We start from the raw sequence: 10,372 nt of genomic DNA, 5'->3' as shown, positions 1-10,372 counted from the left end.
GAAAGTCAATGAAATCAACGGTCTACCCAGACCACCCCCGCGCCAGTGCTAGCTTTGCGTACCGTCACTTATTGCACTGAAAACGAGGAGACCCCGGGTCGAACGGCGGCTCCTGCCCGAGCACGAAGGTTTCGAAGAACCAGGTGGTATGCGCCAGGTGCCATTTGGCCGGGCTGGCATCGGGCATGGACTGCACGCAGGCGTCCTCGGCCGAGAGCGGCTCGGCCAGTTGCTGCGTGCGCTGGCGCACCGCGTCGAAACGTTGGATCAGCTCAGGCATCGGCAGGCACCCTCACAAACCACGGCCGTTCATCCGTCCCGGCTCTGCTGGGGCCGAAACGGGCCTGGCCCAGCATAGCCCGGAATTGCGGCAGCGGGTGCCTGTCGCCGTTCAGGAGTGCGCTTGCGGCGCGGCCCCGGCCCAGGCCCGGCCGAGCAGGGCGCGGATGGCGTCGTACGTCAACGGCTGCGGGTTCCAGTAAGCGTTTTCGCAGGCCAGCGCGGCCGCGCGGTCGAGGTCAGCCTCGGCCATGCCCAGCTCGCGCAGCGAGGTCGGCGCGCCGTGCGCACGCGCCAGGTTGAACACGGCCGACGGGGCATCGTCCTGCGAGAGCGCACGGGCGATGCGCTCCATGGCGCGCGGGGCGGCCTGCGCGTTGTACGCCAGGGCGTGCGGCAACACCACGCAGTGGGTCTCGGCATGGGGCAGGTCGAAGCTGCCGCCCAGCGTGTGGCACAGCTTGTGATGCAGCGCCATGCCCACGCTGCCCAGCACCGAGCCGCACAGCCAGGCGCCGTACAGCGCCGTCTCGCGCGCCTCCATCCCCTGCGGGTCGGCGCTCAGTGCCGGGATGGCCTGGCCCAGCGCGCGCAGGCCTTCTTCGGCCATGAGGCTGGTGACCGGGTTGCTGTCCTGCGCATACAACCCCTCGGCGGCGTGGGCCATTGCGTTGAGTGCGCTGGTGATCGACATCGCCGTGGGCAGGCCCAGCGTGAGTTCCGGGTCGTAGATGACCGTGCGCGGCAGCACGCGCAGGTCACGCCCCGTCTTCTTGAGGCCGCCTTCGGTGATGCCGTAGATGGGCGTCATCTCCGAGCCCGCGTACGTCGTCGGCACGGCCAGGATCGGCAACCCGGTCTCGAGCGCGATCGCTTTGGCCAGGCCGATGGTGGAGCCGCCGCCAAAGGCAAGCGTGGCATCGGCACCGACCGCGGCGGCATGCTCGCAGGCCTGGCGCGCGATGGCAGCGGGCACGTGCATGGCGGCCTGGTCGAACACACCGACCGCGCGCTCACCCAGGCGGCTGGCGGCCTCCTCGGCCTGTTGCCGTTGCGCCGGGGTGCTGAGCACCAGCACGCGTTGCGCGCCGAGCAGCGCCACTTCGCGCGCCAGATGCTCCAGGGCGCCGGCGCCGAAGACGACGCGGGCGGCATGGCTTTGGTGGATGAACGGATGCACGGTCAACCCCCTCACTCCGGCTGGATGCCGGCGCTCTTGATCACCTTGCGGTACTCGGCGATCTCCGCCTGCAGGTGCTGGCGGAACTCGGCCGGCGTGGAGCCGACCGCCTCGACGCCTTCGGGCTCCAGGTACGCCCGCACTTCCTTCGAGGCCAGGGCCTTGTTGATTTCGCGCTGCAGGCGCTCGACGATCGGCGCCGGCGTGCCCGCCGGGGCGGCGAAGCCCCACCAGCCAATGGCGTCGTAGCGTGGGTAACCGGCTTCGGCGATGGTCGGCAGCTCGGGCATGCGGCTCCAGCGCTCCTTGCTCGTCACCGCGATGGCACGCAGGCGTCCCGCCTTGATCGATCCGCTCGCGGCAGCGTAGGTGGCGAAACTGTATTGCACCTGCCCGCTGATGAGGTCATTCATCGACGGGCCCGCGCCCTTGTAGGGGACGTGCAGGACGTCGATGTTGGCCATGCCTTTAAGCATCTCACCCATCAGGTGCGCATTGCCGCCGTTGCCGGTGGACGAGTAAGACAGGCTGCCCGGCTTGGCCTTGGCCAGCTTCACCAGCTCGGGCACCGTCTTGGCCGGAAACGACGGATTGCTGATCAACAGGAACGGCGCCTTGGCCACCAGCGTGATGAAGGAGAAGTCCTTCATCGAGTCGTAGGGCAGCTTGGGCATCAGGGCCGCGTTGATGGCAAAGGCTGCCGGCATCTCCAGCAGCGTGTAGCCGTCGGGCGCAGCGCGGGCCACGGCGTGGGTGCCGGTCACCGTGCCGGCGCCGGCGCGGTTGTCGATGATCACGGCCTGCTTCATCGACGCCTGCATCTGCGCGGCGATCGCGCGCGCGAGGGCGTCGTTGAAGCCACCCGCCGTGTAGGGCACGACGATGCGGATCGGCTTGCTGGGGTAGGCGGCGATCTCCGCGGCCGAGGGGGTGTTGGCGAGGGCGCCCGTCGCGGCGAGGCCGGCGGCGGTGAGCAGCACCGTGATGGCGCGGCGGGGAAGAGCGATGGTGGGCATGTCGTGTCCTTCTCGAAGGTTTTTCAGGGGTTGCGCGCCAGCAGGCGCAGGGGGTTGGTCTTGAGGATGCGGATGCGGTCTTCCTCGCGTGGGACGCAGTCCAGGAAGGCCTGGAACAGCGCGCCGTCGTCGGGCATGTGCTCGGGGCGGAACCAGCCGGTGTGGGGCCAGTCACTGCCCCACACCAGCCGGTCGAGCGCGGTGTCGCCCAGGCGCTGCACCAGCGGGGCCACGGCCTCGTAGCCGGCGCCCGGCGGGCATACCCGGTCGAAGCCCGAGACCTTGACCCACACGTGGCGGCATTCGGCCAGCTGCAGCAGGGCGCGCTGCGGCGCCGCGTCCAGGCCCTCGGTAGCATCGACGCGACCCAGGTGGTCGATCACGACGGGCACGTCCAGCCCGCCGATCCAGTCGACCAGATGCGGCAGCTGCGCACCGTCGAAGTGCAATTGGACGAACCAGCCGAGGTGGCGTGAGACGTCGATCGCGTGGCGCACCACGTCGGGGTCGAGCCCCGCCGCGGTGTGCTGCCGATTGAAGCCGAAACGCATCCCGCGGGCGCCACGGCGGTGCAGGGCCTCGACCTCGGCAGGGCTCGTGCCCGCGTCCAGCCGCACCACGGCCACGAGGTCCTGCGGGGCCTGGGCCACGGCATCGAGGTAGATCTCGTTGTCCGGTCCCTGCGTATTGGCATGGATGACGAAGCCGTGGTCGATGCCGAGCGAGGACGCCATACGCCGCCAGGCGTCGAGCGGCGCATCCGGGGGGGTGTAGTGGCGTTGGGGCGGGTAGGGGAACCGCGACTGGGGCCCGAGCACGTGGAACTGCGTGTCCCAGCAGCCCGCCGGGGGACGCCAGCTCGGCACCGTGACTGCCGGCCGCGGGCCGAGGCAGTCGGGGATCTGGGGCGGCGCCGCGCTCATTGCAGGGCCTCCGCGGCGCGCACGGCGCGGTCGACCTGCAGGCCTGCCATGCCCAGGTAGCGCGCGGGATCGAGCAGCTCGCGTGCCTGCCCGGCCGGCACGTGGGCGGTGACGCCCGGCATGTCGGCCACCACATCGGCCAGGGCCCGGTGCTCGCGCGCGGCGGCCTCGCAAGCTTCATGCAGCAGGTCGTGGGCGGCCAGGCGCCCGATCGCGCCGGCCAGGACCATCTGCAGCGCCTCGCTGGCCACCATGCCCTGCGTCAGGTCCAGGTTGCGGCGCATGCGGGCCGTGTCGACCTGCAGGCCGTCCAGCACGCGCGCCAGCGTGTCGAGGCAGGCCTCGGCCTCGATGAAGGCTTCGGGCACCGCCAGGCCTTCCAGGAAGCCGTGTCCCGAGCGCTCCTGCTCCTGCCGCATCGAGGTGAGCATGAGGTCGGCGTTGCGCTGCACCAGCGTGGCCGACGTCATGACCTGCCAGCTATAGACCGGGTTGGCCTTGTGCGGCAGCGTGCTCGACGTGTCGCGGCCGCCGGACGGCGGTTCGGCCACTTCGCCGATCTCGGTCCAAGAGAGCTGGGCGATGTCCTGGGCCATCTTGGCGAGGCTGGCGGTGAGCAGGGCGAGGAACTGGAGCGCTTCGGCCACCGCGTCGCGCGCGCTGGAGGCGGAGGCTGCCGGCACGGCCAGGCCGAGGCGCTCGAGGACGCCGGCCTGCACCGCCGGCCCCGCCATTCCCAAGGCGGCCAGCGTGCCCATGGCACCGCCGAACTCGCCTTCGACCGGGCGCTGGCACAGGCTGCGCACACGCACCACGTGGCGGGTGCACGGCACGAGCCAGTTGGCGACCTTGAGCCCGAAGGTGATGGGCAGCGCATGGCCGCCGAAGCCGCGGCCGGCCATGGGCGTGTCGCGGTGTTCCTGCGCCAGCTCGCGAAGGCGGTGAACGATGCGCAGGAGGGTTGCTTCCACGCGGGGCAGGGCCTCGTTGACCTGCAGTGCGCGCGTGCTCAGCAGCACATCCTGTGTGGTGGCGCCCCAGTGCAGCCAGGCCCCCGCATCGCCGCAGGCCGCGGTGAGCTGGCGCACGAACGGCGCGACCGGGAAGCCAGAGCGGCCGGTGGCGCGCTCGAGGGCCGCCAGGTCTACCGCCTCGGGACGGGCATGCGCGGCGATCCCTTCGGCGGCCCTTTGCGGGATCACCCCGCACGCTGCTTGTGCCTGGGCCAGGGCGATCTCGAATTCGATGTACCGGGCCACCGTGGACCGGGCGGAAAAGATGTCGCGCATCGTGCGCGGCGAGGCGGAAGGGGACTTCATGGTTGCAATGATTGTAGCAGTAGCATTTACTACAACGTAAATTTGCCACAATGACCTCCGACAATCGGGACATGTCCTCACACACCCCAGACGATCTCCTGCCGGCCCTGCGCCGGCTGGGCTTCACCGACCACGAGGCGCGGGCCTATCTCGCGCTGACGCAGGACCACCCCGCGACCGCCTACACCGTGGCCAAGCGCGCCGCGCTGCCGCGAGCCAACACCTACACGGTGTTGCGCTCGCTCGAGCAGAAGGGCGCGATCGAGGCCGTGAGCGAGTCGCCCGTGCGCTACACGCCGCGTGCGCCGGAAGACTTTTTCAGCGGGATCGCGCACCAGACGGCGCTGCTCTGCGACGAGGTGGCCCTGCAGGTGGCGGCCCTGTCGGTTCCCAGCCCCGACACCTTCATGTGGTATTGCGAGGGGGTGGAGGCGGTACGCAAGAAGGTGGACGAGCTGATCGACCAGGCCGCGCAACGGGTATGGATCAAGTCGCCCAGGTACCTGATCGAGCCGCACCTGGAGCGCCTGCGCGCTGCCTGTGAGCGCGGCGTGCAGGTGCTGATCGTGGCGTTCGGAACAGCGGTCGAGGAGCTCGAGGTGCACGCCCGCATGAAGGTGTTGCCGCACGAGGGCCACTCGGAAATGTTCCGCGGGCCTAACACCGAGATGTTCACCATGACCACCGACGTCTCCGGCATGGTGATCGCCAACCACCCCGCGGGCCAGCCCTCAACGGCCTCGTACGCCCGCAACCGCTCCATCGTGCATGTGGTGCAGACACTGCTGTTGCATGAATTCCTGCTGGTTGAAATTTATGCCAAGCTCGGCGACCAGCTCGACGAGGCATTCGGCCCCGGACTGTCCAAGCTGCGCCGCAAGTACCAGCCGCCCCACATGCGCGGCACGGCCCGATGAACGCTGCGCCGGGGCGCGATCCCGGGCGCCGGGGAGGATCATCCGCCAGCTGCGGGGGTCCAGCGCGCTTGCGCGTCGGGAGCATCGTCGCTAGCATCACCACATGTAGTCACATGCGAAGTCGATGGTGGAAAACGTTCAGGTCCGGGATGCAAAGGCGCGCTTGTCGGCTTTGATCGAGGCGGCTGAACAGGGCCGCTCGACGACGATTAAGCGGCACGGGCGACCTGCAGCGGTGATCGTGCCCGTCAAGGATGTCCGCAAGCTCTACCCGCAGGAGTCGCCCTCGTTCGCAGACCTGCTGCTGACCTTCCCGGGTGGGCTCGACCTGGAGCGGGATGCGACTGCCCTGCACGTGGATCCGGTCGCGGCTGCCGTGTAGCCCCGCCTCTACGGAATCACCGCCAGCGCATCCCTCAGCCCCGAGAACCCCGCCAAGAGCCGGTGCTTGTTGTCGCGGGTCTTGCGGGCGTGTTCGCGCATGATGGACTCGGCCCTGGCGCCCTCGTGCTGCTCGATGGCGGTCACGAGGTCGCAGTGGTCCTGGTGGGCGCGGGCGATGAACTCGTATTCGAGTTGAGGCGCGACTCCCTGCACGCTCACGGCCGTGGCCGCGGCCATCGGGATCTTCGAGATGAAGTCGATGGCGTCCTTCAGCGGCTGGCTGTCGGCGGACTGCAGCAAGGCCGCGTGGAACTTGGCGTTGATGTCCATCCACCAGCGCATGTCCAGCGTCTGGCCCGCCGCCCGCGCCTGCGCGAGCAGATGCCGACCCTCGTCCAGGCAGTCGTGAAGCACCTGCAGCCCCTCGCGGCTCATGCCTTTCTCGGCGACGAGGCGCGCCGCCATGCCCTCGAGCGTGCCGCGCACCTCGATGGCGTCGCTCAGGTCCTTGGCGTTGAAGGACTTGACGCGAAATCCGCGCGTAGGCAGACGCTCCAGCAGCCCGTCCTTGGTCAGCTCCTCGAAGGCCAGCCGGATCGGCGTGCGCGACACGCCCAGGTCCTCGGCCAACTGCAACTCCAGCAGGCGCTCGCCGGACTGGTACTGGCCCGAGATGATTCGGCGCTTGATCTCGTGGACGACGGAATGGGTCTGGGTGGCCATGGCTGCAGCGGGGTTTCGTTTGCGTGCAATTTTGCATGCATTTTCAGCTCGTGTCTGCCGTGCGTGGCAGCTGGCGCGAGCGGGCCCGAGTCGGCCAGGGAGGGGCGCTTACGGGAGCGTCCAACAGAATTCAATGCGTGCAAAAAGATGAGGTCAGCCCCCTGATTTCGCGGATATAAAGCCCATTTTCCAGATTCGACTGATAAAATGCATGCATTAAGTCCTTTCGAACCATCAACCTGAGGCTGAGGAACTGCCATGTCGACGACATCGAAGTCTGGAAAATTTTTTGAATCCATGGGCACGAAGGCGTGCAAGCTGCTGGCGGCCGGCGTGGTCGCTTCGGCGTCGCTGACGCCGTCGTTCGCGGCCGCCGACAACGCCTGGCCGACGGCCCCGATCACCTTCGTCGCACCGTTTTCGGCCGGCGGTGGTGGCGACACGCTGACCCGCCTGTATGGCCTGCAGCTCAATCAGATCCTGAACGTGCCGATCATCGTGGACAACAAGCCCGGCGCCGGCGGCAACATCGGCACGACCTTCGCCGCCAAGGCCGCCCCCGACGGCCAGACCGTGGTGTTCGGCACCATGGGTACGATGGGCACCAACCACTTCCTGTACAAGCGCACGGGCTTCTCGATCAACGATTTCGAGCCGGTGGCGCTGTTCGGCACGACCGGCCTGGCCATGGTGGTTCCCAAGGACTCGCCCTACAAGAGCGTGCGCGACATGATCACGTACGGCAAGGCCAACCCGGGCAAGCTCACCTGCGCCTCGGGCGGCAACGGCACGGCCTCGCACCTGGCCTGCGCCATGTTCCAGCAGCAGGCCGGCATCGAGGTCTCGCACATCCCCTACAAGGCATCGGCAGCGGCCATCGTCGATGTGCTGAGCCAGCGCATCTCCTTCTTCATCGACGTGACCCCGGTGCTGGCGCCGCAGATCAACGACGGTGCGCTGCGCGCCCTGGCCGTGACGACGAAGAAGCGCCTGCCCGCGTTCCCGAAGGTGCCGACCCTGGCCGAGAGCGGTCTGCCCGACTACGAGATGTTCAGCTGGGACGGCATGTTCGCCCCCAAGGGAACCCCCGCCGATCGCCTGAACCGCCTGCATGGCGCCGTGCAGACCGCGCTGAAGAATCCGGAGTTCAACAAGCGCATGACGGACCGCGGCATCGTGCTGCAGACGATGTCGCGCGAGGATTTCAGCGCACTGGTGCTGCGCGAGTACGCCCGCATGGGCACGGTCGTGAAGAGCCTGGGTGTGACCGTCGACTGAAGGCCTCGCGCCTTCTTCTGAATCGAAGTTTTGACGAGTTGATTGCACACCCATGACTGAATTCATCCAGTGGAACGCCGGCGGCCAGCCGATTTCCATCCGCAAGAACCTGCGCGTTCCGATGCGCGACGGCGTCGAGATGGCCGCGGATGCCTACCACGGCCCCGATGACAAGCCGCGCCCGGCGCTGGTGGCGCTGAGCCCGTACGGCAAGGAGCTGCAGGCGCTGGCCCTGACCACGCCGCCGCAGCGCCGCCCCAGCCCGATGTGGGACGGCTGCATCGAGGCGGGCGACATCGCCCGCATCGTCAAGGAGGACTATGTCCACGTGATCGGCGACGTGCGCGGCTCGGGCGATTCGGGTGGCGACCACATCGGCAACTACAACGCGGGCGGCGTCTCGCTGGGCCAGGATGCCTACGACTTCATCGAATGGGTCGCCGCGCAGCCCTGGTGCAACGGCCAGGTCGGCATGGTTGGGATCTCGTACTTCGGCTCCATGCAGGTGCTGGCCGCGGCCGAGCGCCCGCCGAGCCTGAAGGCGATCTTCGTCAGCGGCGGGCATTACGACTTCTACGAGACCACCTACCACGGCGGCGTGATGTGGTTCATGCCGCGTGCCGCCCGGGAAGGGCGGGGCGGTGACTCGGGCTGGGCGTTCACCGACCGCGTCAAGTCGCGCATGATCGAGACATACAGCCCCGAGGAGCTCAAGCAACTCGTGGCCAAGCGCCTGCAGGACCCGGACGTCGCCGCCTGGCCGAACCTGGTGCACGTGCTGAACTACCCCAAGAACCACGAGGCCTGGTTCGACATCGTGATGAACGAAGTCGACGGCCCCTGGTACGAGGAGCGCAACCCGATCAACCTGGCGAAGAACATCGACATTCCGGTGTACATCCAGCTCGACCAGGGCCGCGGCTGGACGCTGGACGGCACGATCGAGCTGTTCCACGCGCTCAAAGGCCCCAAGAAGCTGGACATCGGCCCGTACCCGCCGATGCAGTCGCGCCCCTTCATCGAGGAGCACGACAAGATGTTCCGGTGGTACGACTACTGGATCAAGGGCATCGACAACGGCGTGATGGACGAGCCGGCGGTGAGCGTGTTCGTCGAGGGCTCGCGCGAGCGGATCACCGCGGACACCTGGCCGCCCAAGCCCGTGGAATACCAGTCGCTGTACCTGCGTCCGCGCGGCAAGCTGTCGGCCGAGTCCGAACCCATGGGCGCCGAGTACGCCGCCCCGGAAGGCTTCTACCAGGCGCCGCTCACGGTGACCGACAAGGTGGAGATGCTGACCTGGAGCACCGACAAGTTCGAGGTGGCCACCGAGATGATCGGCACCGGCGCCGCGCATCTCTTTGCGCAAATCGACCAGCCGGATACCAACTTCATCCTGCGCCTGTGGGACACCGCCCCGACGGGCAAGCGCCAGCTGATCACGACCGGCTACCTCAAGGCCTCGCACCGTGAGCTCGATGAGCGCACCACCGAGGGCAACCCGTTCCACCCGCATACCCGGGCGGTGCCGGTGGAGCCGGGCAAGGTCGAAGAGTATGTGCTGCGGCTGTACCCGTTCGCCAATACCTTCAAGCCGGGCCACCGCCTGGTGGTGGAGCTGTCGAACAGCGAGCCGCTGGCCGACGAGCACAACGCGCTGCTGCCGCCCGACGCCTTCCACCTGCCGGTGGGCCGCCCGGTGTTCCACAAGATCTTCCGCGACGCTGCCCACCCCTCGCGGCTGGTGCTGCCGCTGACCACGCGGGCTTGACGGCACAAGATCCGCTGCGGCCGACGCTGCCGCAGCGGTGAAGGCCTCAGCCTTCGGAGGCGAGATGCGCCTTGAGGAAGGCGACCGTGCGGTCCCAGGACAGCTTGGCGGCCGCCGCGTCGTAGCGCGGCGTGGTGTCGTTGTTGAAGCCGTGCTGGGTGCCGGGGTACTGGTAGGCGGTGAACTTCACACCCGCCGCCTTCAGCGCCGACTCGTAGGCGGGGTCTCCTCGTTTTCAGTGCAATAAGTGACGGTACGAAAAGCTAGCACTGGCGCGGAGGTGGTGTTGGTAGATCGTTGATTTCATTGACTTTCCTGTTCACTTTCAAATCTGCGATTCGTGGCGTCAAACCGTGGTCGGTTTCATCCATTGGTGCCAGTTATCGATGCATTTGGCCGCGAAGGCAGGATTTGGTCAGCATAGCGGTCAACCGGGAAGCGAAACACACCCCGCAAGTTGATGCTCTCCAGCCTGGTGGGCGCAATCTTCCCGATCAGTTCCGGTGGAATGACCTGGCGGCGGTTCGACCAGCGATCCAGGACCGCCTGCATCTGTGAGGTATTCCACGCCATCACGATGTT

Annotated in this window: 11 protein-coding genes and 1 pseudogene; 4 read left to right on the top strand and 8 right to left on the bottom strand. The window is 67.9% G+C overall.

Annotated elements, in window-relative coordinates:
* Positions 1–97: 97 nt before the first annotated feature.
* From G518_RS0126070 to G518_RS0126050, 5 genes and pseudogenes are all read right to left on the bottom strand, one after another.
* Positions 98–286 (bottom strand): annotated as a pseudogene (locus G518_RS0126070) (DinB family protein); the annotation flags it as partial.
* Between the two features lie 105 nt (positions 287–391).
* Positions 392–1,459: a maleylacetate reductase gene (locus G518_RS0126065; RefSeq protein ID WP_028604993.1), complete on the bottom strand. Its 1,068-nt coding sequence runs from the start codon at positions 1,457–1,459 to the stop codon at positions 392–394.
* Positions 1,460–1,470: 11 nt separating this feature from the next.
* On the bottom strand, positions 1,471–2,475 hold the full coding sequence (locus G518_RS0126060; RefSeq protein ID WP_036596220.1) for a tripartite tricarboxylate transporter substrate binding protein: 1,005 nt from the start codon (positions 2,473–2,475) through the stop codon (positions 1,471–1,473).
* A gap of 23 nt (positions 2,476–2,498) precedes the next feature.
* Positions 2,499–3,398, bottom strand: coding sequence for an amidohydrolase family protein (locus tag G518_RS37060; RefSeq protein WP_084652296.1), 900 nt, complete (start codon positions 3,396–3,398; stop codon positions 2,499–2,501).
* Positions 3,395–4,717 (bottom strand): class-II fumarase/aspartase family protein, encoded by a 1,323-nt coding sequence (locus tag G518_RS0126050; RefSeq protein WP_028604991.1) that lies wholly within the window; start codon positions 4,715–4,717, stop codon positions 3,395–3,397. Before G518_RS0126050 ends, G518_RS37060 begins: the two co-directional genes overlap by 4 nt.
* Positions 4,718–4,767: 50 nt before the next feature.
* Here G518_RS0126050 and G518_RS0126045 point away from each other — a divergent pair, with 50 nt between their 5' ends.
* Together G518_RS0126045 and G518_RS0126040 are read left to right on the top strand one after the other, a co-directional pair.
* A complete protein-coding gene (locus G518_RS0126045) occupies positions 4,768–5,634 on the top strand; it encodes a TrmB family transcriptional regulator (protein ID WP_051237422.1) in 867 nt (288 codons plus the stop codon).
* A 124-nt stretch (positions 5,635–5,758) separates the two neighbouring features.
* A complete protein-coding gene (locus G518_RS0126040; RefSeq protein WP_051237421.1) occupies positions 5,759–6,016 on the top strand; it encodes a type II toxin-antitoxin system Phd/YefM family antitoxin in 258 nt (85 codons plus the stop codon).
* Positions 6,017–6,024: 8 nt separating this feature from the next.
* Here the strand turns inward: G518_RS0126040 and G518_RS0126035 are convergent, their stop codons facing one another.
* The gene (locus tag G518_RS0126035; RefSeq protein ID WP_028604988.1) at positions 6,025–6,741 is read right to left on the bottom strand and encodes a GntR family transcriptional regulator; all 717 of its coding nucleotides are present in this window, start codon (positions 6,739–6,741) and stop codon (positions 6,025–6,027) included.
* Between the two features lie 258 nt (positions 6,742–6,999).
* On the opposite strand from G518_RS0126035, the gene G518_RS0126030 reads away from it, so the two are divergent.
* Together G518_RS0126030 and G518_RS0126025 are read left to right on the top strand one after the other, a co-directional pair.
* A complete protein-coding gene (locus G518_RS0126030; protein WP_051237420.1) occupies positions 7,000–8,019 on the top strand; it encodes a Bug family tripartite tricarboxylate transporter substrate binding protein in 1,020 nt (339 codons plus the stop codon).
* Between the two features lie 52 nt (positions 8,020–8,071).
* Positions 8,072–9,790: a CocE/NonD family hydrolase gene (locus tag G518_RS0126025; RefSeq protein WP_028604986.1), complete on the top strand. Its 1,719-nt coding sequence runs from the start codon at positions 8,072–8,074 to the stop codon at positions 9,788–9,790.
* Between the two features lie 46 nt (positions 9,791–9,836).
* On the opposite strand, the gene G518_RS39585 is transcribed toward G518_RS0126025, so the two are convergent.
* Complete coding sequence (locus tag G518_RS39585) at positions 9,837–9,995, bottom strand: dienelactone hydrolase family protein (protein WP_425414308.1); 159 nt, start codon at positions 9,993–9,995, stop codon at positions 9,837–9,839.
* Positions 9,996–10,153: 158 nt separating this feature from the next.
* A partial coding sequence (locus G518_RS37055) for a Tn3 family transposase (RefSeq protein ID WP_036596218.1) occupies positions 10,154–10,372 on the bottom strand: 219 nt, incomplete at its 5' end.

Origin of the sequence: Ottowia thiooxydans DSM 14619, from assembly GCF_000422885.1 — a bacterium.
GTDB classification, from domain to species: Bacteria; Pseudomonadota; Gammaproteobacteria; order Burkholderiales; family Burkholderiaceae_C; genus Ottowia; species Ottowia thiooxydans.
This window is presented reverse-complemented; position numbering and strand designations above follow the sequence as displayed.

Excerpts from the sequence above, each read along its gene's own strand:
- G518_RS0126060 (WP_036596220.1), bottom strand. The coding sequence starts at position 2,475 with ATGCCCACCATCGCTCTTCCCCGCCGCGCCATCACGGTGCTGCTCACC.
- G518_RS37060 (WP_084652296.1), bottom strand. The coding sequence starts at position 3,398 with ATGAGCGCGGCGCCGCCCCAGATCCCCGACTGCCTCGGCCCGCGGCCG.
- G518_RS0126050 (WP_028604991.1), bottom strand. The coding sequence starts at position 4,717 with ATGAAGTCCCCTTCCGCCTCGCCGCGCACGATGCGCGACATCTTTTCC.
- G518_RS0126045 (WP_051237422.1), top strand. The coding sequence starts at position 4,768 with ATGACCTCCGACAATCGGGACATGTCCTCACACACCCCAGACGATCTC.
- G518_RS0126040 (WP_051237421.1), top strand. The coding sequence starts at position 5,759 with ATGGTGGAAAACGTTCAGGTCCGGGATGCAAAGGCGCGCTTGTCGGCT.
- G518_RS0126035 (WP_028604988.1), bottom strand. The coding sequence starts at position 6,741 with ATGGCCACCCAGACCCATTCCGTCGTCCACGAGATCAAGCGCCGAATC.
- G518_RS0126030 (WP_051237420.1), top strand. The coding sequence starts at position 7,000 with ATGTCGACGACATCGAAGTCTGGAAAATTTTTTGAATCCATGGGCACG.
- G518_RS0126025 (WP_028604986.1), top strand. The coding sequence starts at position 8,072 with ATGACTGAATTCATCCAGTGGAACGCCGGCGGCCAGCCGATTTCCATC.